We start from the raw sequence: 23,173 nt of genomic DNA, 5'->3' as shown, positions 1-23,173 counted from the left end.
CGTGAGACACAGAACCGCGAGCGTGTGGACGGCTTTGCTGGCCGCCGTGGCGATGGTGGTCGGGCTGATGTCGGCCGCAGCGTACGGCAAGACCGACGACGGCCGGACCAGCGCCCCGCAGGCCGCCGCGGAACAGGTCCTGACATGGACCGCGGGTGACCCCATCGACCGCTATCTGTCGTTCCCGACCACCGCGGTGGCCGGTCCGGCGACGATCGTCTTCGAGAACAGCGCGGCCACCGGGAACACCACCGGGATGCCGCACACCCTGACGTTCTCGGTCTCCGACGTCGAGTTCAACAACGACGTCCAGCTGAACCTGCTGGCGAACCCGAACGACGACATGGGAGGCAAGCACACCGCCCGGGTCAATCTGACCGAGGGCCGCTACTTCTACCACTGCACCATCCCCGGTCACGGCTCGATGCAGGGCATCCTGACCGTCACCGCGGGCAGCGGCGAGGACACCACCGCGCCCGTGACGACGGTGAAGGTGGAAGGTGACCGGAACGCCGACGGCGCCTACATCGGCCAGGCCGCGGTCACTCTGGCGGCCACCGACGAGGGCGCCGGCGTCGACAAGATCGAGTACGCGCTCGGCGCCGACGGTCCCTGGCAGCCGTACACGACGCCCGTCGTCGTGGACGAGGTCGGGGCCCACACCCTCCGGTACCGCGCGTACGACAAGGCGGGCAACGTCGAGGCGGAGAGGTCCGTCGACTTCACCGTCGCCGCGCCGCCCACGGACGACACCACCTCACCGGAGACCTCGGCCACGGTGAGCGGGGAGAAGGACGACCAGGGCCGTTACCTGGGGATGGCCACGGTCACCGTGACCGCCTCCGACACAGGCTCCGGCGTCAACACCGTGGAGTACGCGGTCGGTACCGGCGCCTGGCAGCCGTACACAGCCCCGGTGATGGTCCACGAGACGGGCGCGCACACGGTCAGATACCGGGCCACCGACAGGGCCGGCAACGCCGCGGCCGAGAAGGCCGTGGACTTCACGATCGTCTCACCGCCGGCCGAGGACAAGGAGCCGCCGCAGACCACGGCGGGGATCTCCGGCGGGCAGAACTCCGACGGCGCCTACATCGGCCGGGCCACCGTGACGGTCGTCGCGGTCGACTCCGGCGGCTCGGGCGTCGACAAGGTCGAGTACTCCCTCGACGGCGGCCCCTACCTCGCCTACACGGCTCCGGTGGTCGTCGACCGGGTCGGCTACCACACGGTCCTCTACCGGGCGACCGACAACGCCGGCAACACCTCGCAGGCCAAGAGCCTGACGTTCTCGGTCGCGGAGGGCGGCGGCGTCCCCGCGCCCGTGTGCCCCGAATACGACGAGCGTGCGACGGTCATCGTCGGCACGGTCGACACCGGCATCCCGAACCGCATGACGGGCAGCCGCTGCACCATCAACGAGCTGATCGAGGACGAGAAGGACTGGTCGTCGCACGCACTGTTCCTCAAGCACGTGGACGAGGTGCTCGAGCGGCTCCTCGACGATGGCGTCATCGACAGCCGTGAGTACCGGCAGATCACCCGCGCGGCCAGGGAGTCGGGCATCGGCAGGCCCGGGCAGACAGGCGGCTACCGCGACATCTTCGACGGCACGGAGGAGACCTTCGCCAAGTGGCAGCACGTCGGCGGCGGGAGGTTCTCGCTCAGCGAGGACGGAGCCATGACGAGCAGCACCACGGTGCCGGGCATGGGCATGCTGTGGTTTCCGCAGCGGCAGTACGGCGATTTCTCCCTGAAGCTCCAGTGGCGGGACGACGCCCCCGGCGCCGGCAACGCCAACGGCGGTGTCTTCGTACGCTTCCCGTACGTCCACGACAACCCGGAGGAGTCCCGCCCGGAGTGGGTCGCCATCAAGTACGGCCATGAGGTGCAGATCCTGGACCGTCCCGACGGCGACATGTACAAGAGCGGCTCGATCTACGGCTTCGACCGCGTCGGCCTCGGCGGCGCGGGTGTGACGCCGAAGGGCACCTGGAACGACTACGAGATCCGTGTGGAGGGCCAGCACTACTCGGTCTACCGCAACGGCAAGCTGATCAACGAGTTCGACAACACCGGCGGTCAGGTCTTCCAGCCGCCCCGGTCGGACGACCCAGGCACGGACGGCCGCCGCTACGCCACCGGTTACGTCGGCCTCCAGGTCCATGGCACCACGGACGTGATCTCCTACCGCAACATCAGGATCAAGGAGTTCTGATGCCCACCGGGTGAGCCGCTGCGGCTTCCCGGAACCTACTGCCCCACCGTCCAAAGGCGGTGGGGCAGTCGGCCGTTCCGCCCACGCCGCTAATGTGTCCGAGCGCCCGGGCGATCCGGCGCGGGTTCGGAGCCGGGCCCGGCAGGACAGGGGGCGCGGTCTCCGCGCCAAGGGGACGGACCATGAAGGAGCATGCACGTGACGGCTGTCGTGACCATGAGGATCCCTCCGGCGCGGCTCAAGGACAGGGAAGGCGGCGGCGTCCCCGCGTCCGTCCGTGACGTGGTCGACTTCACCGACGGCTCCGGACCGCCCCGGCCTGTCGCCTATGTGGAGCGCGAGCTCCCGCCCGGCGGCATACCCGCCTACCTCGCGGCGCGCGCCCGCGGTGCCCGCTCCTTCGTCCTGTGGGCCGATGAGCACCGCGGGAGCCGCGTGGCCACCGTGGTGACCGAGTCCGCGCGCGGCGGAGTCACCACGTTCCAGGTGCTCGGCGCGCACGGAGAGGTCATCGGCACGCTCGTCCACAAGAAGGCGCTACGCGGATGGGGCGTGCGGACCCGCTGGACGGTGCGGCAGCCCGGTCTGCCGGAGGCGGTCGGCTACAAGGGCCGGATCTTCTGGTGGCTCGTGTGGTGGCTCCTGTCCCCCCTGCTGCCGCTGCTCCTCGTGGCCGCCCTGGTCGAAGGCAGTGGCGACCTGCCCCGCGGCCCTCGGCGCGTCATGTGGCGTGCGAGCGGACAACTGCTCCTGGAATTCAAGGCGTTCGGGGACAAGCTGCGACTGTGCGCACCGGGGCTGGACTGGCGGCTGGGGGCCGCTCTGGTGGCCCTGATCCGTTCCTTCGACGGCTGGCTCGGCACCCCCTGGGACGCCCGCAAGAGGTGAGCTCAGCGGAGGGGGCGAGCCCACCCGGCCGAAGGACCAGGTCTCGACTACTCAGCCCGGCCTCCCCGTAATTGAGCAGGCGTACTCAGGCGACGCCGATCAAGGCCTGAAACCATCGCCGCATGCTCAAACAAACGAGCGATCCGCGTCCGCGGGTCGGTATCACCGGCGTCGGCAGCGCTCTTCCCGAGGCGGTGCTGACATCGCACAGCCTGCAGCGCGAAGCGACCCGGCACATCGCGAAGTCCCTGCCGGGCACGCTGCTCGCCCAGGCCACCGGCATCGAGAGCCGCCACGTCGCGGCCGACGACGAGTACGCCTCGACGCTCGCCCTGCGCGCGGCGCGCCGGGCGCTGGCCAACGCGTCGCTCGGTCCGCACGACATCGACCTGCTGCTGTTCGCCTCCGCGTCACGGGACATGGTGGAACCCGCGACGGCGCACATCGTGCAGGCCGAGCTCGGCTCGAAGGCACACGCCCTCGATGTCACCAATGCCTGCAACAGCTTCGTCAACGGCATCGACGTCGCCCGCAGCACGATCCTGGCCGGCCGGGCGCGGCGCGCCCTCGTCGTCACGGGCGAGACCCCGACCCGCGCGATACGCCGCTCACCGGCCGACTTCGCCGAGTTCCGGGACGGCTTCGCCGGCTACACCTTCGGCGACGCCGGCGCGGCCGTGGTCCTGGAGGCGGTGGAGCACGGCGGCATCCTCGACGTGGACACCGAGACGCACTCCGAGCACTGGGAGGTCGGCGGCATCCCCGGCGGCGGTTCCCGGCACCCGCGCGGCGACGAGCACACCTACTTCCGCGGAGACGGCCACGAACTGCGCGGTGTCTTCGAGAAGGTGGGCGCCTCGGTCGTGGAGCGCACACTGCACCGCGCCGGCCTCGACTGGGACGGCTTTGCCAGGGTCCTGGTGCACCAGGTGACCGTGCCCTACCTCGAGCGGTTCGCCGAACTGACCGGCGCCCCCGCGGACAAGCTCGTGGTCACCGTCCCCGAGTTGGGCAACATCGCCAGCGCAAGCATCGGTGTGCAACTGGAGCGGGCGTACGGGGAACTGGCGACCGGCGACCGGGTGCTGTTCGTCGGTCTCGGCGGCGGCATCAGCATCATGACGATGATCTGGGAGAAGTCATGAACGACCTCTGGGTGATCGTGCCCGCACACCAGGAGCAGGAACGGCTCACCGGCACGCTGCGGGCGCTCGCGGCGCAACGGGACCGCGACTTCACGCTGCTCGTGGTCGACAACGCCTCTTCGGACCGTACCGGCGCCATCGCCCGGGGCTTCGCCTCGGACGCGCCGTTCCCCGTGGAGGTCATCGACGAGCCGGAGAAGGGTGTGGGCTGCGCCGTGGACTCCGGTTTCCGCCATGCCATCGCACGGGGTGCGACCCTGCTCGCCCGCACCGACGCCGACTGCCTGCCCCGGCCCGGCTGGACGGCCGCCGCCCGCGCCGCGATGACGGACCGGCCGGGACCGGCGCTGGTGTGCGGGCGGATCGTCGCCCGCCGTGACGAGCACGGACCGCTCGGGCGGGCCGGATTCTCGGCCCTGGTCCGCCTGGCCGCCCTGTTCGGCAGACTCCGGCCCGCGCACGCCCGCAGGAACGGCTACCTCGCCCCGTACCGCATGCACGCCGGGAACAACATGGCCGTCACCGCCGACCTGTATCTGGCCTGCGGCGGCATGCCCCGCCGGCCTTCGCCGACGGACCGGCTGTTCCTGAACCGGGTGCGGCGGCAGACGGACCGGATCGTGCGCTGCCGGGACATGGTCGTGGAGAACTCCACCCGCAGACTCCGGGCGTACGGCATCCGGGGCACGGCCCGCTGGTACCTGGACCAGGGCAGCGGCGGACGCGGGGACGACCCCCGCTGACGCGGCGCCCACCCGCGCATCCCGACGTACTGTCACCTACCGCTGGACGGCTCTGATGCTCGACCGACTCGACCATGCCCTGCGTGCCTCTCCGGAGAAGCCCGCCGTGCTCGGCGCCACGCGCACCGGGCGTCCCCGGGTCCGTGCGACCCGCGGCGAACTCGCCGGCCTGGCCGACGCGTACGCCTCCTCGCTCCACGCGCGTGGACTGCGCCCGGGCGACACCGTCGGTGTCGCGGTACGTCCCGGTCCCCGGGCGCTCGCCGTCCTGCTCGCCCTGTGGCGGCTCGGGCTGCGGGGCGCGGTTCTCGATCCGGGCGCGGGTCCCGATGTGCTGCGCGCCCGTCTCGCGTCGGCCCGGCCCTCGCTCGTGCTGGCCGACGCCGCGGCGCAGGCGGTCGCCGGGTGGGCCCGCCCACTGGCGGCGCGGGCACGGCTCGCCCTGCCCGTCCTCGACGAGTTCGGCACGGTGGCGACGGTCGGCCGCAGGCTCCCCGGCTGTGCGCCCGCGCTCGGCCGGGCCGACGTCCGTGTCCCCGCCGGTGACCACGCCGACGGTGACGCCGTCATCGTCTTCACCTCCGGCACGACCTCCCGGCCGAGGGCCGTCGTGCACACCCGCTCCGGGCTCGCCGCCGGGATGGAGACGGTCTCGGCGCTGATGGGCGCCCGGACGGACCTACCGGTCGTCGGGGGGACCTTCTTCGTCCTCGTACCGTCACTCGCCCAGGGTGCGCCGGTGGCGCTGCCCGCGCGTTCGCCCAAGGTCCTCGCGCGGCAGCTGCGGCGGCTGTGCCCCCAGGACACCTATCTGACACCGCCGCAACTGCGGGACGCCCTCCGCGCCGGGGCACGGTTCACGGGCAGGGTGTGGACGGGGTCGGCGCCGGCGAGTGCCGAACTGCTGGGCCGGGTCCGTGGCGCGGGCGCCGCGGAGGCCTGGGGGGTGTACGCGCTCACCGAACTGTTCCCCGCCGCTGCCGTCGAATCACGCGACAAGGCGGCCTTCGACGGGGCGGGCGATCTCGTCGGTCCTCCCCTTCCGGGCGTCAAGGTGCGGACCGAGGGCGGCGAGCTGCTGCTGACCGGCCCCGCGGCCAGGCACCGCTACCTCGGGGAGGCTCCCGACCCCTGGGTGCGCACCGGCGACCGGGCACATCTGGACACCACAGGCCGAATCGTGCTGGAGGGCCGCTGCAAGGACATGGTGCTGCGGCGCGCGGAGAACATCTACCCGGGTCTGTACGAGCCCACCCTCCAGGTGCCGGGGGTCGAGCTCGCCGTACTCGTCGGCGTTCCGGCGGGCGACGGCGACGAGCGGCTGGTCGCCGTCGTTCAGCCCCGGTCCGGCCACGGGGAGGCACAGTTGCGTTCCGCTCTCGCCGGACCGCTGCGCAGGATGGGCTCCGCCCGCCCGGACGCGCTGGTGTTCGCGGACGTCCCGCTGTCCGGCCGGTCCCGCAAGCCGGACCGGGCGGCCACGGCTCTCCTCGCGGCGGAACGTCTCGCCGCGAAGGAGGCTTCCCGATGACTGCCGGCACGGGGCTCGCGCGGGCGCGGCGGCGTGACCGCCGGGTCTATCTGCGCTCCCATCCGTTCCTCTTCGCCCTGCTCGCCGCCACCCGCGGCCGTGCCGTCCGCCGGATCGGCCGCACGGTGCTCGTACACGACACCGACGCCTACCGCCAGGTACTGACCCGCCTGCCCCTCGACCGTACGGCCGCCGGGACGACGGGAGGGGCGGCGCGATCGGCGCTGCGCGCGGCGGGCCACGACGACGCGGGAGTGCTGTTCGACCAGGAGGGCGCGGGACATCGCGCCGGGCGTCGGGCCCTGGCTCGTGCACTCGGTGCGGACGGTGTCGAGGAACTGCGCGGCGTGTGGCGACCGTTGCTCGCCCGACGACTGGAACCGCTGGCCGAGGGCGGCGAGGTGGACCTCGTGGCACTCGCCGGCGAACTGTCGGGCACGGTCGTCTGCGCGCTGCTCGGTTCCGAGGCGTCCCCGGCCGCGGTGGCGGCGGCCGCTGCCGATCTGGCCGCCGCCTCGGTCCGCAGTGAGCTCCCCGGCCCCCGCCGGCCGGGAGCACATGCCGCGTCGGCCCGTGCGACACAGCGACTGCGGCGGCTGCTCGGCGAGGGGGACGACGCGCTGTCCGCGATGGTGGCGGTCGCCGCCGTCAACACGACGCTCGCCGCGCTGCCCAGGGCGGTGGCCTGGTGCGCGGACGCCGGACTCTGGGACCATGCGGCGGACGAACGACTGCGTCTGCCCTTGGTGGACGAACTGCTGAGGGTCACAGCTGCCTCACCCCTGCTGCCGCGGGTCGCCGCGGCGGACGGGACGGTGGCGGGCTGCCCGGTGCGGTCCGGCGACCGTCTGCTGCTGGTCGCCCGTCACGCGGTGGACGCGCACGGCAGCGGCCCCGACGCCGAGCGGCCCGCCGCCCCGGACGTGGCCCGCCTTGTCTTCGGCGCCGGTCCGCACACCTGTCCCGGGGCCCGGCTCGCCCGGCTTCAACTGGCCGACGTACTGGCGGTGTTGTCGGCCCATCGCCCCGTCGTCGTCAGTGCCGTCGTGGACCGCGGGGCAGCCCTCCCCAGCTGGCGCAAGCTGGTCGTCCGTTCCTCCGTGGAGGTGGCCCGGTGACCCGTATCGCCGTGACGGGCGCCTCGGGCTTCTGCGGCGGCCACGTCGCACGGGCGGCCGCGGCGCAGGGCGCCGACGTGGTGTGCCTGGGCCGCCGCCCGGGACCGGTCGGTGAGTTCCGGTTCTGGGACGCCGCGTCGGGCCGGCCCGACCTGTCCGGCGTCCACCGGGTGGTGCACTGCGCGGCCGCGGTGGGCGACCCCCCGCCCGGTTCCGGCGCGGAGGCGCGCATGCACGCGGTCAACGTGGAGGGCACCGCACGGCTGCTGGCAGCGGCCGGGGACCGTCCCGTCGTGTGGGTGAGCAGCGCCAGCGTCTACGACCCGCGCCTCGACCGTCGCCTGATCCGCGAGGACCATCCACGGACCGGGCACCTCAATGCGTACGGGCGCACCAAGGCCGCCGGCGAGGAACTCGCCCTCCGGGCGGGCGCCGTGGTGCTGCGACCCCGTGCCGTGTACGGCCCGGGTGACACCCAACTCCTGCCTCGTCTGCTGTCCCGGGTCAGGGCGGGCACGCTGCTGCTCCCGGGCCCGGACGTACGGCTGAGCCTCACGGCGGTCGAGAACCTGGCCGACGCGTGTCTCGCGGCGCCCGGCTGGCCTCCCGGCGCGTACAACATCGCCGACCCCTGGCCGTACGCCAGGGACTCGGCCCTGCAACAGGTCCTGCGTGCCCATGGGGTGACGACCCGTCTCCGGCATCTGCCGCTGGGCCTCGCCGACTTCGCGGCCCGCACGGCGGAGGCCGTCGCACGCCGCGCCGGCACCGAGTCGGCACTCAGCCGCTACGCGGTGGACCAGCTCGCCCACACGGTCGTCCTCGACGTGTCCCGCGCCCGCACCCAGGGCTGGGCCCCCCGCCGCTCCCTGACGGACTACCTGGCGGCCGGCACCGGCTGACCCGGAGCAGGGCCCACGACGGTACGACGCGGTGGACGGTTCTGCCCCGGTGCCGGGGCCGGTCCTGCTCCGCGGCAGCGGGCGGGACGCAACGCACCGGCGCCCGGGACACCGGCAGCGTTCCGACCGCCTGGCGGGCGGTGGTTGAGCCGGCGCCGGTGAATTTGTACCTCGACGTTGCTGACGTGCACCAACGGCTCGGTGAGGGGGCGTGGGCCGACGGCCGTCGAGCCGCGAGTAAGATACGTGCATGCATGTACGTCAGGAGGAACCAAGCCGATCAGACGGAGGGGACTCCCCGAGCCCACGTCGTTCCACACAGGCAGAGCGCCGGACACGCACGCGCAACGCGCTCCTGGAGTCGGCCGCGCGGGGGCTCTCCCGTTACGGCTACGGCAACCTCGTGCTCGAGCAGGTGGCAAGGGAGGCGGGGTACACACGCGGCGCGCTCTACCACCAGTTCAAGGACAAGCAGGACCTGGCCCTGGCGGCGTCCCAGTGGGTTCTGGACACCTGGGACCAGGAGGTCGGCCGCCAGGTCGAGCAGGAGTCGGATCCGGTCGCGGCGCTGCTCACGCTCGCGCGCGCCCACACCGTCTTCTGCCGTCGCGACATCGCCCGCGTGGCGATGGCATTGCGCCTGGAGTTCTCCGGGCAGGACCATCCGATCGCGCACGAGGTGGAGAAGGGCTACCAAGCGCTCACCGACACCTGCGTCGGCTTCATCGAGGCCGGACGCGAGGCCGGGTCGATTCCCGACGGGCCACCGGCCAGGGACGTCGCACTCGCCTACGTCGGCGCCGTCGAAGGCGCGTCCATCGCTTTGGCCGGCCAAGTACCGCAGGACGCAGCGCTCGTGGCCGCGGCCGCGGCCGGCGCCCTCGGGCTCGATCCCCGTGCCACGCACCTCTCGTACTCCGCCACATCGAAGGAGAGACACTCGTGAAGCTCCCCGACACCGCGCACACATCCCGCCCCTGGCGGATACACGAGATCGCGCACGACTTCCGCCTCTATGACGTCTGGGCGCTGCCGACGCCCGGCGGCCCCGACGACTTCCCGCGACTGGTGCGTAACATGTCCGTGGGAGACACATCGGACAATCCCTCACGGGTTGCCCGCACTCTCTTCGCGATCCGCTGGAAGCTCGGGAAACTGTTCGGCTGGGACAATCCGAAGACGGGGGTGGGCTCCCGGGTTCCGACCTTGCGCGACCGGCTGCCCCAGGATCTGCGCGACGGCCCGACGGGGCCGGAGTTCGACCTCCTCCCCTTCACCTCGGTCTACCTGACGGACGACGAGTGGGCGGCGGAAATGGCCAACCGGACCATGCACGGGGTGATGCACCTCAGCTGGGTCCCGGACGGGTCCGGTGGCTACAGCGGCCGGATGGCCGTGCTGGTGAAGCCCAACGGCCTGTTCGGCAAGGCGTACATGGCGGCGATCGCACCCTTCCGGCACCTGCTCGTCTACCCGCCGCTGATGCGCGGTATCGGGCGCGAATGGCGCGAGTCGGCGCCGCAGCCGTGACACCGCGTCATGCCCGGCAGCAACAGACGTCCCATTGTCGAGCAGCCACGAGGAGACCGGTATGAAGGTCGGCATGGTCGCCGGCCACTGACCGCACCCTTGCCACCGGCGGGATTCGTCGCGGGTGTCCACCGGGTCGCCGAGGCGCCGTCGGACGCCGGGCTGCCTGGCCGCCGACTCCTGGACCCCGCCGACGGCAAGGTGGTGGTGTCGACCGCGCCATGGGGGTCCGAGGACGCACGCAGCCGTCGTCCCTCGCCTCCATGACCGCGGGACCGGACTACGACGAGCGCGAGTCGCGCTTCCGCGAGATCACCAACTCGTGGCGGCCACGCCCATCGCCGGGCAGGGACCGGCCGACAGGGGACAGAAGACGGTGGCCGGGCCGAGCACGGGCGTCCGCTCAGCCCGCCGGCTTCTTCGCCCGGCTCGGCTGCACCCGCTTCGGTTCCCCTGGCATCTTCGGATAGTCCGGCGGGTACGGCAGGTCGCTCAGCCCGTGGTCGCGCTCGTCCTTCCGCGACAGTTCCAGCAGGCTGTCCAGCGAGAACGCGTGGTCGTCCATGTCGGCGTGCACGTCCCCCAGTTCCGCGTACCGCCCCGGCATCGTGGCCAGGTCGAAGTCCGAGGGGGACACGTCTTCGAGTTCGTCCCAGCGCAGCGGGGCGGACACGAGCGCGTTCGGGTTCGGGCGGACGGAGTACGCGGAGGCGATCGTGCGGTCGCGGGCGGTCTGGTTGTAATCGACGAAGATCCGCTCGCCGCGCTCCTCCTTCCACCATGCCGTGGTGACCCGCCCCGGCATCCGCCGCTCGAGTTCTCTGGCCGCGGCGATGGCGGCGCGGCGTACGCCGGTGAACTCCCAGCGGGGTTCGATCGGCACGAAGACGTGGACCCCGCGGCCTCCGGAAGTCTTGGGCCAGCCGCGCAGGCCGTGCTCCTCCAGCAGGGGACGCAGTTCGAGGGCGGCCTTGACGGCATCCTTGAAGTCGGTGCCGGGCTGCGGGTCGAGGTCGATGCGCAGCTCGTCGGGGTGGTCGACGGCGTCCCTGCGTACGGGCCAGGGGTGGAAGGGCAGAGTGCCGAGGTTGGCGGCCCAGATCACGGCGGCGACCTCGGTGGGGCAGATCTCGTCCGCGGTGCGCCCGCTGGGGAAGGAGATGTGGGCGGTCGGGATCCAGTCGGGGAGGTACTTGGGGGCACGCTTCTGGAAGAAGGACTCGCCCTCGACGCCTTCCGGATAGCGTTCGAGGGTGGTGGGCCGGTCGCGCAGCGCGCGCAGGATGCCAGGCCCGACGGACAGGTAGTACTGGGCCACGTCCAGCTTGGTGAATCCCCGCGCGGGGAAGTAGATCTTGTCGGGGTTGGACAGCCGTACGCTCCGCCCGCCTGCTTCCAGTTCCACCGCTGCACCCATGTGGGCCACGGTAGGCCGAGCACGATTATGTCGCATATCGGGCAGAATCGACCCATGGATCTGCCCGTGATGCCGCCCGTGAAGCCGATGCTCGCCAAGGCCGTCAAGAAGATTCCGCCGGGAATGCACTACGAGGCGAAATGGGACGGCTTTCGGGCGATCGTGCACCGTGACGGGGACGATCTGGTCATCGGTTCCCGCACCGGCAAGCCTCTCACCAGGTATTTCCCTGAGCTGGTGGCCTCGCTCTCCCAGAATCTGCCCACGCGCTGCGTCATCGACGGGGAAATCGTCATCGCGCACGAAGGCAGGCTGGACTTCGACCGGCTCACGGAACGTATCCATCCGGCGGACTCCCGGGTGCGGATGCTCGCCGAGCGGACGCCGGCCAGTTTCGTCGCCTTCGACGTGCTCGCGCTGGGCGACGAGTCGCTCATGGACGCCCCGTTCAGGGCGCGCCGGGAGCGGCTCGAGGAGGCCCTCGCGGACACCCGGCCGCCGGTACATCTCACGCCGACGACGACCGACGTCGAGGTGGCGCAGCAGTGGTTCGACCAGTACGAGGGGGCGGGGCTGGACGGCGTCGTCGCCAAGCCGCTGGATCTGCCCTACCGGCCGGACACCCGGCTGATGTACAAGGTCAAGCACGAGCGCACCGCCGACGTCGTCGTCGCCGGCTACCGCTTCCACAAGAGCGGCCCGGTCGTCGGTTCGCTACTGCTCGGGCTGTTCGACGACTCGGGGGCGCTCCAGCACGTCGGCGTCTGCGCGGCGTTCTCGATGAAGCGGCGCGAGGAGCTGGTGGCGGAGCTGGAGCCGCTGCTCATGGATCCGGTGGACGGTCACCCGTGGGCCGCCTGGGCGGAGGAGAGCGCCCATGCGAGCGCGCGGCTGCCGGGGGCGCCGAGCCGCTGGTCCGGGAAGAAGGACCTCTCGTGGGTGGCGTTGCGGCCCGAGCGGGTGGTGGAGGTGGCCTACGACCACATGGAGGGTGACCGTTTCCGGCACACGGCGCAGTTCCGGCGGTGGCGCCCGGACCGGGACCCCTCCAGTTGCACGTACGCGCAGCTGGAGGAGCCGGTGAGCTACGACCTGGCCCAGGTGCTGCCGCCGTCAGGCGGGTGAGCGAAGGGTCGTCGCCGGGATCCGGCCGTCGTCCGGGTGGGCCACGACGACGCCGACGGCCGGGTCGAGGTCGCGGAGCAGCCCGCTGATCTGTCCCGCGGCGCCTGGTGCGGCGGCGTTCGCGCAGGTCGGTGGCCGAGTCCTTCAGCGGGCCGCGAGTTTTCCGGCGCCGCCCGCGAAGTCCTCGAGTGCCCTGCCGTGTTCGGACCGGGTACGCAGTACGGTCTCGCCTTCGATCATCAGCCGGGTGTTGGCGGGCAGTGCCTCGTCGGCGGCGGGGACGAACTCCTTGCCGTTGTCGCACGGCGTGCCCCGCCACTGTTCCGGACCGCAAACCGGACCGCCGGTCCGCGCCTGCCGCGGGCGGCGCGCGGTGATCGATGAAGGCGACCGGAATGCTTCATCCGCGGGCCGGTGATCACCGGGCGCCCGTCACCGGTGGCGGGCCGCGGGAGGGCTCGTCCCGGCCGGACGATCTCCCCGTCGGCGATCCCCGGGCCGAGTGTGGCCAGTGTCACCCTCGGGCCCGCGGCCGAGGGGCCCGTGCCGGCCGACAGGCCCGTGCTCCGGCCGGCGCCGCGGGCAGGCATGACGCTGCGCATGGCGTCAGCAATGGCCTGAACTGCGCTTTCGCATTGCCGGCCGCGGGGACTCCTGGCCACGCAGGAGGCCGCGCAGATCCACAGAGGGCGGCCGCCGGCCGCCCGGACCACCGGGGCGGGCACGTTCCGGCCGTGGCCGGAACATGGCGGCGGTGCGACGTGAAGGGCCCGCCGCGGCCCCGCAGTGATCAACCCGCTCGCCGTTCCACCCACTTGAGCTGCGCATTCGGCCCCCGAGGCCCCGATTCCGGCCGCCCGTGCCCTCCTTTGCGCCGCAAGGCCGCCGATTCGGGTGCTTCGGCGGCGTTCGCGTAAGGTATGTCGGCGGTGCCGCCGGGGGCGGACAGCCGGGCGAAGGGTGCGGTGCGCGCCTCTCGTACGGCGCCCTCGTCCTCCTGAGCAGCGCCGCCGGGACGCGGTCGACTCACTCCCGCGTAACGAGAGATCACGGGGCGACCCGTACGGTAAAGAAGGACTTCACGTGACCGCCTCCCCCCTCGTCCCGGTGCCGATCCCCGACCGCGTCGCGGCGCTGATCGGGTCCTGCATGCCGGTCCACATCCTCCAGGCGGAGATCGACGCCGAGTGCGCGGCTCGCGAGGTGAGCCTGTTCCGCGGGCCACTGTGCGCGGAGGACCGGGCGGACCGGGAGCACGCGCTCGCCACTCTCGCGCGGGCGAACAAGGTGCTGGCCGCGTACGACCCGCGGCTCACGGTCATGCCGCGCCGGCGGCGCTGACCGTCCGCGTCCTCAGTCGATGAAGGTGCCGTCGACGTACACCCAAGCGCCGTTCTCACGCTCGAAGTTGCTGTGCTCGTGCAGCTCGCCCCGGTTGCCGTGGTGGCGGTAGCGGGCACGGAAGGTCACGGTGCCTCTCGAGTGGAAGGCGCTGCCCTCCGTGGTGGCGACGATCTCGAGTGAGGTCCACTGCATGCCCGGGTCCAGCTCCAGGTGCCGGGGCCTGGTCGACGAGTGCCAGGTGCGCAGCAGGTACGCCGCGTCATGGGCGACGAAGGCGCTGTAGCGCGAGCGCATCAGCAGCTCTGCCGTGGGCGCGGACTCCTCCCCGCTGTGGAACCGGCCGCAGCACTCCCCGTACGGGGCGGGCAGCCCGCACGGGCAGGGCGACTCGGCGGTGAGGGTGGGAGGCATGGTGCTTCTGGTGTGTTTGGTTCGTCGGGCCATGGCTTCATTTTCCAGCCATTGAGCAATGGCGGCCCACGCGTGGCTTCCGAGTCGTGGGGGACCTCCGTATGCTCCAGCGCCGGAAACGAAAGTTACCGTCGGTAAGGGGCTTCGGATGGATCGTTCCGGCACGTCACGGCGTACCGCACGGCCTACCTCACGACGCACGTTCATGGCGGGCGCCGCAGCCGTGGGCGGCACCGCGGCACTGGCGACCGCCACGGCCTCCGGGACCGCGGCCGCCGCCGCGCCGGCCCTCTCCGTCGCCGTCCTCGGCGGCGGCGTCGCCGGGCTGACAGCGGCTCATGAACTCGCCGAGCGCGGGTTACGGGTCACCGTCTACGAGCGCCGGGCGCTCGGCGGCAAGGCCCGCAGCATGGACGTGCCCGACAGCGCCAGGGGCGGCCGCAGACCCCTGCCCGCGGAGCACGGCTTCCGCTTCATCCCCGGGATCTACCACAACCTGCCCGACACCATGCGCCGCATCCCCTTCCCGGGGAAGCCGGGCGGCGTCCGGGACAACCTGGTCGCACCGGCCGAGATGTCGTTCAGCCGCACCGGCCGCGAGGACCTGCGCATCCCGCTCCCCTGGCCCGGCCACCGGCCCCCCGGCCTCACCCTCGACGACATCCGCCGCGCCCTGACCGCGATGCTGGACACGGCCCTCGGCATCCCCTTCCACGAGACCGCGTACTTCGTGAACCGCATGCTCGTCTTCCTCACCAGCTGCGACGAGCGCCGCGACCGGACCTGGGAGGCCACACCCTGGTGGGAGTTCATCAGGGCGGAGGAGATGAGCTACGACTACCGGCGCATCCTCGCCGTCGGGCTCACACGCAATATCGTCGCGACCAAGGCCGAGGAGGCCAGCACCCGTACCGTCGCCACCCTGTTCGAGGCGTTCGTCCTCAACGCGCTGGGCCGCGGGGCCGACGGCCCGCTGGACCGCATCCTCGACGCCCCGACCAACGAGGCCTGGATCGACCCGTGGGTGACCCATCTGCGTTCCCTCGGCGTGGAGTTCAAGGTCGGCTGGACCGTACGCGAGGTGAAGTACGCCGCCGGACGGGTCACCGCGGCCGTGATCGAGAACCCGCAGGGCGGGCGCGAGACGGTGACCGCCGACCACTACATCTCCGCGATGCCGGTGGAACACGCCCGGCGCACCTGGGGACCCGCACTGCGCGCCGCCGACCCGCAGCTCGTGCGCTGCGACAAGCTTCGGACCGACTGGATGACCGGCATCCAGTTCTATCTCACCGAGCGCGCCCCGCTGCTGCACGGCCACCTCAACTGCATCGACTCGCCCTGGGCGCTGACCGCGATCCAGCAGGCCGCGCACTGGCCCGGCCGCGACTTCCCGGCCGACTACGGCGACGGCGTGGCCGTGGACTGCCTGTCGGTGGACGTCTCCGAATGGGACCGGCCCGGCATCCTGTACGGCAGGACCGCGAAGCAGTGCACCCGCACGGAGGTCGCCAAAGAGGTGTGGACACAGCTGAAGGCGGCGCTGAACGACACCGGCAAGGTGGTCCTCAAGGACAGCGCCCTGCACTCCTGGTTCCTCGACCCCGGCGTCGATGGCCTGGGCACCCCGCACCCCACCAACGACGACGAACTCCTCATCCACCCGGTGGGGACCTTCCACAACCGCCCGCAGGCCGCGACCCGCATCCCGAACTTCTTCCTCGCCGGGGACTACGTCTCGGTCGACATCGACCTCGCGACCATGGAGGGCGCGAACGCGTCCGCCCGCGCCGCCGTCAACGCCCTGCTGGACAACGCCGGCTCCACCGCCCCACGCTGCACGATCACACCGCTGTTCCGTGCCCCTGAGATGGAGCCCTTCAAACGGCACGACCGCACGCGCCACCGCCTCGGCCTGCCCAACGCGTTCGACCTCGGATGACGACTCGGCCCCTCGGTGCGGACGCGCCGGGCCTCCGACGCATCACCCCCGTAGGACCGGCCCGCCCGCGGGCGCCGAGTAGCGTACGGGCATGAAGCTCACCATTCTCGGCGGCGGCGGATTCCGGGTCCCTCTGGTGTACGGGGCGCTGCTCGGCGATCAAGGAGAGGGGCGGGTCACCCGCGTCACCCTGCACGACGTGGACGGCGGCCGGCTGGACGCGGTGTCCCGGGTGCTCGCCGAGCAGGCGGCCGGGCACCCGGACGCGCCCGAGGTCTTCGTGACCCTGGACCTCGACGAGGCCGTGCGCGGCGCGGACTTCGTCTTCTCCGCCATCCGGGTCGGCGGGCTGGAGGGCCGGGCGGAGGACGAGCGGGTCGCCCTCCGCGAGGGCGTGCTCGGCCAGGAGACCGTCGGCGCGGGCGGCATCGCCTACGGGCTGCGCACCGTGCCCGTGGCCGTGGGCATCGCCCGCCGGATCGCGGCGCTCGCCCCCGACGCGTGGGTCATCAACTTCACCAACCCGGCCGGCCTGGTCACCGAGGCGATGAGCCATGTCCTCGGCGACCGGGTCATCGGGATCTGCGACTCGCCGGTGGGGCTCGGCAGGCGGGTGGCCAAGGTGCTGGGCGCCGACCCCGCGAGCGCCTGGATCGATTATGTGGGCCTCAACCACCTCGGCTGGCTGCGCGGCCTGCGCGTCGGCGGACGCGACCGACTGCCGCAGCTCCTCGCCGACGACGACGCGCTGTCCTCCTTCGAGGAGGGCAGGCTCTTCGGGCCGGAGTGGCTGCGGTCGCTGGGGGCCGTGCCCAACGAATACCTGCACTACTACTACTTCAACCGCGAGACGGTGCGCGCCTACACGGAGGCCGAACAGACCCGGGGCGCGTTCCTCGGCCGCCAACAGCACCGCTTCTACGCGGAGATGGAGCGCTCCGACACACCGGCCCTGACGGCCTGGCGCCGTACGCTCGCCGAGCGGGAGGCCACATACATGGCCGCCAACCGGGACGCGGCGGGCGTCGGCGAACGCGACGAGGACGACCTGGAGTCCGGCGGCTACGAGAAGGTGGCGCTCGCCCTGATGCGGGCCGTCGCCCGCGACGAGCGCACCACGCTGATCCTCAACGTCCGCAACCGCGGCACCCTCTCCGTGCTGGACGCCGATGCCGTCATCGAGGTCCCCTGCCTGGTCGACGCCGGCGGTGCCCATCCGGTGAGCGTCGACCCTCTCCCGTACCACGCGGTCGGGCTCGTCACCGCGGTCAAGGCAGTCGAACGCGAGGTGCTCGCCGCGGCGCAGAGCGGTTCACGGGCGGGCGCGGTGAAGGCCTTCGCGCTGCATCCGCTGGTCGACTCGGTGAGCGTGGCCCGCCGCCTCCTCGACGGCTACCGGGCCGCGCATCCGGGGCTGGCGTATCTGACAGCCCCGTAAGGCGGAGCGGGGCACCCGACCGGAGCAGCGCAGTCCTTACGTACCTGTGACGGCACGGCGCGGACCGGCGATCCGCGGGTCCGCCCGCCGTAGCGTCGCAGCATGCGTGTACTAGTCACAGGCGGCGCGGGCTTCATCGGCTCGCAGATCGTCACGGCGCTCACCGCGCGGGGCCATGACGCGGTGGTCCTCGACGCCCTGCTCCCCGTCTCCCGTTCCGCGGCCCGTCCCGGGCCGCCCCTGCCATCCGGCGCCGCGTGGATCCACGCGGACGTGCGGGACCCGGTGGCGGTGGCCGACGCACTGCGCGGCGTGGACGCCGTCTGCCACCAGGCGGCGATGGTCGGCCTCGGCACCGACTTCTCCGACGCGCCCGACTACGTCAGTTGCAACGACCACGGCACGGCCGTGCTGCTCGCGGCGATGGCTGAAGCAGGGGTCTTGGATCTGGTGCTCGCCGGGTCGATGGTCGTCTACGGCGAGGGCCGCTACGACTGCGCCCGGCACGGCCGGGTACGGCCCGGTCCGCGCGCCGCGACCGACCTCGCGGCCGGCCGGTTCGAGCCGCTGTGCCCCACCTGCGGCGACGCGCTCGTCCCCGGTCTCGTCGACGAGGACGCGCCCGTCGACCCGCGGAACGTGTACGCCACGACGAAGCTGGCGCAGGAAAACCTGGCGGCGGCCTGGGCCAGATCGACGGGCGGACGCGCCGTCGCGCTGCGCTACCACAACGTGTACGGCCCAGGGATGCCGCGCGACACCCCCTACGCCGGCGTCGCCGCCTTCTTCCGGTCGGCACTCGAACGCGGCGAGCCGCCCCGCGTCTTCGAGGACGGCGGACAGCGCAGGGACTTCATCCATGTGCGGGACGTGGCCGAGGCGAACGCCGTCGCCCTGGAGGCGGTCCACGGGCGGCAGCCGGGAGTCCTCACCGCGTACAACACCGGCAGCGGCACCCCGCACACCGTCGGTGAGACGGCGGCCGCGCTGGCCGCCGCGCACGGCGGGCCGAAGCCGGTCGTCACCGGCGAGTTCCGACTCGGCGACGTTCGGCACATCACCGCCGACTCGGCACGGCTGCGCACCGAACTGGGCTGGAAACCCCGCATCGGCTTCGACGAAGGCATGGCCGAATTCGCCGCGGACGGACCGGGGGCGGCATGCTGACCGCAGACGTCGTCCTGCCCTGCCTCGACGAGGCGGAGGCACTCCCCTGGGTGCTGTCCCGCATCCCGGCCGGCTGGCGGGCGATCGTCGTCGACAACGGCTCGACGGACGGCTCCGCCGAGATCGCCCGCGCGCTCGGCGCCCTCGTCGTACCAGAGCCCCGGCGCGGCTTCGGTTCCGCCTGCCATGCGGGGCTGCGGGCGGCGGAGGCCGAGTACGTGTGCTTCTGCGACTGCGACGCGTCGCTCGACCCGGGACTGCTGGCCGGGTTCGTCCGGCGGATCGCGGACGGCGACTGGGACCTGGTGCTGGGGCGGCGGCGACCGCAGAAGCGGGGAGTGTGGCCGGCGCACGCCCGGGCCGGCAACGCCGCTCTGTCCCGCATGCTGCGCCGGCGCACCGGCCTGCGGCTGCGCGACCTCGGCCCCCTTCGGGCCGGGCGCCGCGCCGACCTGCTGGCCCTCGATCTGACCGACCGCCGCAGCGGCTACCCCCTCCAGATGGTGGTCCGCGCATGCGACGCGGGCCTGCGGGTGACGGAGGTCGACGTCCCCTACCTGCCGAGAACGGGAAAGTCGAAGGTGACGGGCACCTGGCGGGGCACCTGGCACGCCGTACGGGACATGGGCGCGGTCCTGGCGGAACAGCCGCGTTCCCCGGTGAACGGCGGCACCCTGTGAACGGCACGCTGCTGGTGATCGCGAAAGCACCGGTGCCCGGCCGGGTCAAGACGCGGCTCACCCCCGCCTACACCCCGAAGGCGGCCGCCGCGCTCGCCGAGGCCGCCCTGCGGGACACCCTCGACGCGGTCCTCGCCACCCCCGCCCGCCGGCGGATCCTGGTGCTCGACGGAGAATCGGGGGCGTGGCTGCCGCCGGGCCTCGAGGTCGCACCGCAGTGCGGCGGCGGCCTCGACGCGCGGCTCGCGGCCGCCTTCGCGCTGTGCGGGACCGAGGGGCCGGCCCTGCTGATCGGGATGGACACCCCGCAGGTTTCACCCCGGCTCCTCACCGCCGGGCTGGAACCGGGCCCCGGGGAGGCCGCGTTCGGCCCTGCGGACGACGGCGGGTTCTGGGCCCTCGGCCTCGGCTCGCCCGCCCTGCACGGCCGGCTCGTGCTCGGCGTACCCATGTCGTCGCCCGACACGGGCGCCGCACAGCGAAAGCGGCTCGTCGGAGCCGGACTGACGGTGCGTGAACTGCCGACGCTACGGGACGTCGACACGCCCGACGATGCCCGTGCGGTGGCCACCGCCGCACCACACACGCGGTTCGCCGCGGCGCTGGTCACGACGGCCAAGGCCGGCTCAGGAGCGGGGGCGGGGGCGCGGTGACCGCGCCTCCGTGGCAGGCCGACCCGTACACGGACGCCCTTCGCACCGGCCGCGGCCCGCTGTTCCTGCGCCGCCCCGACGGCCGGCTGCTGCCCCTTGAGGTCGAACGCTGGTGCGCGGAACCGGACGCCGCCGATCGCACGGTCCTCTCCCACAGCCACGGAGCCGTCCTGGACATCGGCTGCGGTCCCGGTCGCCTGGTCGCCGCGCTCGCCGCGCAGGGGCGGACCGCGCTCGGCATCGACCTCAGCCCGGAGGCCGTGGCCCGCGCCATACGCATCGGCGGCAGCGCGCTGCGCCGCTCCGTGTTCGAACCCCTGCCGCGGGAGGGCCATTGGGACACGGCTCTGCTGATCGACGGCAACACCGGCATCGGCGGCGACCCGGGCGCGCTCCTGTCCCGGGTGGCCGAACTCGTCAGGCCCGGCGGTCTGCTGATCGCGGAGGCGGCCCCGCTGGACGTGGACGAACGCACTGTCGTCCAGGTCTTCGACGGCACGACGGCGGAGGGCTCGGCGTTCCCCTGGGCCCGGGTGGGCACGGAGGCACTGCTGCGGTACGGGCGGGCGGCGGGGTGGGGGCCAAAGGACGTGTGGGGGGCCGGAGGGCGACGGTTCGTGGCGATGCGGCGGGGGGGGGGGGTAGAGGCATAGCGCCTGCGGCGGGCGTTCCACGGCCTGATTGGCGTCCGCGAGGTGGGCGATACCGAAGTCGGCGAGGACGACACGGTCCTTGGTCAGGAGCACGTTGTCCGGCTTGATGTCACGGTCGGTGATCCGCGCTCCGTGCGCCTCGGTCAGCGCGTCGAGCAGGGCGCCGCCGATCTCGCCCCCCGCTGCACGGGCGGCCGGCCCCGGCGGCGGATGGCGGCGGCCAGGGACTGCACGCGGATCAACTCCATGACGATGACGGGGGCACCGTGGTACTCCACGACGTCATGGATGGTGATGATCCCGGAGTGGCTGAGAGGGACCGCTGCGCGGGCCTCGCCGGTGAACCGCCGGAGCAGCACGGCACGGTCGCCGTCGTCCATACCCGGCGGCTCGAGGCCACGCCGGACCCGACCCCTACCGCCCTGGCCGATGTCCAGCGCCCTCGACGCGAGTGCAGGAGCCCGGCTTCGTCCCTTGGCCGGGCCGACCCTCTCCCCTGCGGCGGGCACCGTATCGCCTCGGAGGTAGTGCTCGGCGAGCACGATGCCGGTTTTCACGGACACCGGCACAGGCATATGTTCCGGTCATATTGAGAACGTGAGGGTGGACACAACCGAAGGCCCCTCACCGCAAATTCTCCGCCTCTTGGCCACGTCGATGGTGGAATCTCCGCTCAGGGGCGAGGCGAAGGCGACGCCAGAGTAAGATCAACTTTATTCAAGTTTGTACCTCACATGGCCAGTTGTCCACTTGATGCCCAACCCCGTACCGCCGGTTTCGGCTCACCGGCCGGACCCAGGTAGGCATGCGACCGCGGTGTCGATCGCACTGCAGTCCCGAAACACCTTGCACCTGGGGAGACCCTCCATGTCCCGATTCACCCGCCGCCAGGCCCTCAGCGCCGTCGGCGCCGCCGCCGGCCTCGCGGTCATCGGCGCCGCGCCCGCCGTCGGCAGCGCACGTGACCGAGCACCGAAGACACCGGCCACGCCGCACGCCCACGACGCATCCGGTGCCTTCGACGAGGTCTACCTGGGCCGCCGCATCCAGGGCGCACCCAGCCACGGCGGCGGCCACCACGACCACCATGGCGGCGGCTGGACCGTGCATGTCGACGGCGAGGAGCTGCACCTCATGCGCAACGCCGACGGCACATGGATCAGCGTCATCACCCACTACGAGCCGCTCTCCACCCCGCGCGCCGCGGCTCGCGCCGCTGTCCGGGAACTTCAGGGCGCAGCCCTCGTCCCCCTCGCCCTCTCCTGAGCCCGGAGCACCAGTCACCATGACCGTACGCAAGAACCAGGCAGACCTGACCAGCACCGAGAAGCGCGCCTTCGTCGACGCACTCCTCGAACTCAAGCGCGGTGGCCGCTACGACTCGTTCGTCACCACCCACAACGCCTTCATCATGGGTGACACCGACAGCGGCGACCGGGTCGGCCACCGGTCCCCGTCCTTCCTGCCCTGGCACCGACGTTTCCTCATCGAATTCGAGCAGGCTCTCCAGTCCGTCGACCCGTCCGTCGCCCTCCCGTACTGGGACTGGACCGCCGATCGCACGCCCGCCGCCTCACTCTGGGCGGCGGACTTCCTCGGCGGCAGCGGCCGCAGCAGGGACGGACAGGTGATGGACGGGCCGTTCGCCGCCGCCACCGGCGGCTGGGGAATCTCCATACGGGTCGACGGACGCGGCTACCTGCGCCGGGCGCTCGGCGCAGGCGGCCGTCAACTCCCCACCCGCGCCGAGGTCGACACCGTCCTCGCGATGAGCACCTATGACATGCCGCCCTGGAACAGCGCCTCCGACGGCTTCCGCAACCACCTCGAAGGCTGGCGTGGAGTGAACCTCCACAACCGCGTGCACGTCTGGGTCGGCGGCCATATGGCCACCGGAGTCTCACCGAACGACCCGGTGTTCTGGCTGCACCATGCCTTCATCGACAAGCTCTGGACCGAATGGCAGGCCCTGCACCCCGACTCCCCGTATCTCCCCGAGACAGGCACCGCGAACGTCGTCGACCTCCACGACACCATGCGTCCCTGGAACGATGTCACCCCGGCCGACATGCTCGACCACACCCCGCACTACACCTACGACCGAGCCGCGTAACTCGGCCCAGGAGCCGGGCCGGATACAGCGCGGTCCGGCTGCCCGTCGCCCCGCCCGCCTCCCAGGGGCGCTGACCGGCGACAGCAGAACAACGCCCGCGGCAGGGGGCGGGATGCTCGGTCAGGGTGTCGTGGCTCGGGCGCGGTCGTTCCGGT

Annotated in this window: 22 protein-coding genes and 1 pseudogene; 19 read left to right on the top strand and 4 right to left on the bottom strand. The window is 72.4% G+C overall.

Annotated elements, in window-relative coordinates; all coding sequences use genetic code 11:
- Positions 1–52 precede the first annotated feature (52 nt).
- The 9 genes from MDN94_RS22400 to MDN94_RS22360 all read left to right on the top strand — a co-directional run bounded on the left by MDN94_RS22400 (position 53) and on the right by MDN94_RS22360 (position 10,075).
- On the top strand, positions 53–2,218 hold the full coding sequence (locus tag MDN94_RS22400; RefSeq protein WP_482728207.1) for an OmpL47-type beta-barrel domain-containing protein: 2,166 nt from the start codon (positions 53–55) through the stop codon (positions 2,216–2,218).
- A gap of 198 nt (positions 2,219–2,416) precedes the next feature.
- Positions 2,417–3,106 (top strand): hypothetical protein, encoded by a 690-nt coding sequence (locus tag MDN94_RS22395; RefSeq protein WP_482727665.1) that lies wholly within the window; start codon positions 2,417–2,419, stop codon positions 3,104–3,106.
- A 122-nt stretch (positions 3,107–3,228) separates the two neighbouring features.
- A complete protein-coding gene (locus MDN94_RS22390) occupies positions 3,229–4,251 on the top strand; it encodes a 3-oxoacyl-ACP synthase III family protein (protein ID WP_482727664.1) in 1,023 nt (340 codons plus the stop codon).
- On the top strand, positions 4,248–4,994 hold the full coding sequence (locus tag MDN94_RS22385; protein ID WP_482727663.1) for a glycosyltransferase family A protein: 747 nt from the start codon (positions 4,248–4,250) through the stop codon (positions 4,992–4,994). The genes MDN94_RS22390 and MDN94_RS22385 overlap by 4 nt, the downstream gene beginning before the upstream one ends.
- 55 nt (positions 4,995–5,049) lie before the next feature.
- The gene (locus MDN94_RS22380) at positions 5,050–6,525 is read left to right on the top strand and encodes a class I adenylate-forming enzyme family protein (protein ID WP_482727662.1); all 1,476 of its coding nucleotides are present in this window, start codon (positions 5,050–5,052) and stop codon (positions 6,523–6,525) included.
- Positions 6,522–7,643 carry a cytochrome P450 gene (locus MDN94_RS22375; RefSeq protein ID WP_482727661.1) on the top strand — a complete coding sequence of 374 codons (1,122 nt, stop codon included), beginning with the start codon at positions 6,522–6,524 and terminating at the stop codon, positions 7,641–7,643. The genes MDN94_RS22380 and MDN94_RS22375 overlap by 4 nt, the downstream gene beginning before the upstream one ends.
- On the top strand, positions 7,640–8,545 hold the full coding sequence (locus tag MDN94_RS22370) for an NAD-dependent epimerase/dehydratase family protein (protein WP_482727660.1): 906 nt from the start codon (positions 7,640–7,642) through the stop codon (positions 8,543–8,545). The genes MDN94_RS22375 and MDN94_RS22370 overlap by 4 nt, the downstream gene beginning before the upstream one ends.
- 250 nt (positions 8,546–8,795) lie before the next feature.
- Positions 8,796–9,491: a TetR/AcrR family transcriptional regulator gene (locus MDN94_RS22365; RefSeq protein WP_482727659.1), complete on the top strand. Its 696-nt coding sequence runs from the start codon at positions 8,796–8,798 to the stop codon at positions 9,489–9,491.
- Positions 9,488–10,075, top strand: coding sequence for a DUF2867 domain-containing protein (locus MDN94_RS22360; protein WP_482727658.1), 588 nt, complete (start codon positions 9,488–9,490; stop codon positions 10,073–10,075). Before MDN94_RS22365 ends, MDN94_RS22360 begins: the two co-directional genes overlap by 4 nt.
- Positions 10,076–10,478: 403 nt before the next feature.
- On the opposite strand, the gene ligD is transcribed toward MDN94_RS22360, so the two are convergent.
- Positions 10,479–11,492, bottom strand: coding sequence for a non-homologous end-joining DNA ligase (gene ligD, locus MDN94_RS22355; protein ID WP_482727657.1), 1,014 nt, complete (start codon positions 11,490–11,492; stop codon positions 10,479–10,481).
- Positions 11,493–11,546: 54 nt separating this feature from the next.
- Here ligD and MDN94_RS22350 point away from each other — a divergent pair, with 54 nt between their 5' ends.
- A complete protein-coding gene (locus tag MDN94_RS22350; protein ID WP_482727656.1) occupies positions 11,547–12,617 on the top strand; it encodes an ATP-dependent DNA ligase in 1,071 nt (356 codons plus the stop codon).
- 36 nt (positions 12,618–12,653) lie between these two features.
- Here the strand turns inward: MDN94_RS22350 and MDN94_RS22345 are convergent.
- A pseudogene (locus MDN94_RS22345) lies at positions 12,654–12,917 on the bottom strand (ABC transporter substrate-binding protein); the annotation flags it as partial.
- Positions 12,918–13,700: 783 nt separating this feature from the next.
- On the opposite strand from MDN94_RS22345, the gene MDN94_RS22340 reads away from it, so the two are divergent.
- On the top strand, positions 13,701–13,958 hold the full coding sequence (locus tag MDN94_RS22340) for a hypothetical protein (protein ID WP_441261864.1): 258 nt from the start codon (positions 13,701–13,703) through the stop codon (positions 13,956–13,958).
- 12 nt (positions 13,959–13,970) lie between these two features.
- Here MDN94_RS22340 and MDN94_RS22335 read toward each other — a convergent pair whose 3' ends face one another.
- On the bottom strand, positions 13,971–14,405 hold the full coding sequence (locus MDN94_RS22335; RefSeq protein ID WP_482727655.1) for a YchJ family protein: 435 nt from the start codon (positions 14,403–14,405) through the stop codon (positions 13,971–13,973).
- Between the two features lie 172 nt (positions 14,406–14,577).
- Between MDN94_RS22335 and MDN94_RS22330 the strand changes: the two genes are divergently transcribed.
- From MDN94_RS22330 to MDN94_RS22305, 6 genes are all read left to right on the top strand, one after another.
- On the top strand, positions 14,578–16,314 hold the full coding sequence (locus MDN94_RS22330) for a hydroxysqualene dehydroxylase (protein ID WP_482727654.1): 1,737 nt from the start codon (positions 14,578–14,580) through the stop codon (positions 16,312–16,314).
- A gap of 91 nt (positions 16,315–16,405) precedes the next feature.
- Positions 16,406–17,752 (top strand): 6-phospho-beta-glucosidase, encoded by a 1,347-nt coding sequence (locus tag MDN94_RS22325; protein ID WP_482727653.1) that lies wholly within the window; start codon positions 16,406–16,408, stop codon positions 17,750–17,752.
- Between the two features lie 102 nt (positions 17,753–17,854).
- Positions 17,855–18,919, top strand: a complete 1,065-nt coding sequence (locus tag MDN94_RS22320; RefSeq protein WP_482727652.1) for an NAD-dependent epimerase/dehydratase family protein — start codon at positions 17,855–17,857, stop codon at positions 18,917–18,919.
- Positions 18,913–19,599, top strand: a complete 687-nt coding sequence (locus MDN94_RS22315) for a glycosyltransferase family 2 protein (protein WP_482727651.1) — start codon at positions 18,913–18,915, stop codon at positions 19,597–19,599. Before MDN94_RS22320 ends, MDN94_RS22315 begins: the two co-directional genes overlap by 7 nt.
- Complete coding sequence (locus MDN94_RS22310) at positions 19,596–20,252, top strand: TIGR04282 family arsenosugar biosynthesis glycosyltransferase (RefSeq protein WP_482727650.1); 657 nt, start codon at positions 19,596–19,598, stop codon at positions 20,250–20,252. Before MDN94_RS22315 ends, MDN94_RS22310 begins: the two co-directional genes overlap by 4 nt.
- Positions 20,249–20,905: a class I SAM-dependent methyltransferase gene (locus MDN94_RS22305; RefSeq protein ID WP_482727649.1), complete on the top strand. Its 657-nt coding sequence runs from the start codon at positions 20,249–20,251 to the stop codon at positions 20,903–20,905. The genes MDN94_RS22310 and MDN94_RS22305 overlap by 4 nt, the downstream gene beginning before the upstream one ends.
- Positions 20,906–21,048: 143 nt before the next feature.
- On the opposite strand, the gene MDN94_RS22300 is transcribed toward MDN94_RS22305, so the two are convergent.
- Positions 21,049–21,468 (bottom strand): hypothetical protein, encoded by a 420-nt coding sequence (locus MDN94_RS22300; protein ID WP_482727648.1) that lies wholly within the window; start codon positions 21,466–21,468, stop codon positions 21,049–21,051.
- Between the two features lie 304 nt (positions 21,469–21,772).
- Here MDN94_RS22300 and melC1 point away from each other — a divergent pair, with 304 nt between their 5' ends.
- The gene (gene melC1 / locus MDN94_RS22295) at positions 21,773–22,171 is read left to right on the top strand and encodes an apotyrosinase chaperone MelC1 (protein ID WP_482727647.1); all 399 of its coding nucleotides are present in this window, start codon (positions 21,773–21,775) and stop codon (positions 22,169–22,171) included.
- A gap of 19 nt (positions 22,172–22,190) precedes the next feature.
- Positions 22,191–23,018, top strand: coding sequence for a tyrosinase MelC2 (gene melC2 / locus MDN94_RS22290; protein WP_482727646.1), 828 nt, complete (start codon positions 22,191–22,193; stop codon positions 23,016–23,018).
- Positions 23,019–23,173 lie beyond the last annotated feature (155 nt).

This window comes from Streptomyces sp. WAC00040 (assembly GCF_056835925.1).
Note: the sequence above shows the minus strand (reverse complement) of the source record. Positions and strands in the feature narration are given on the sequence as shown.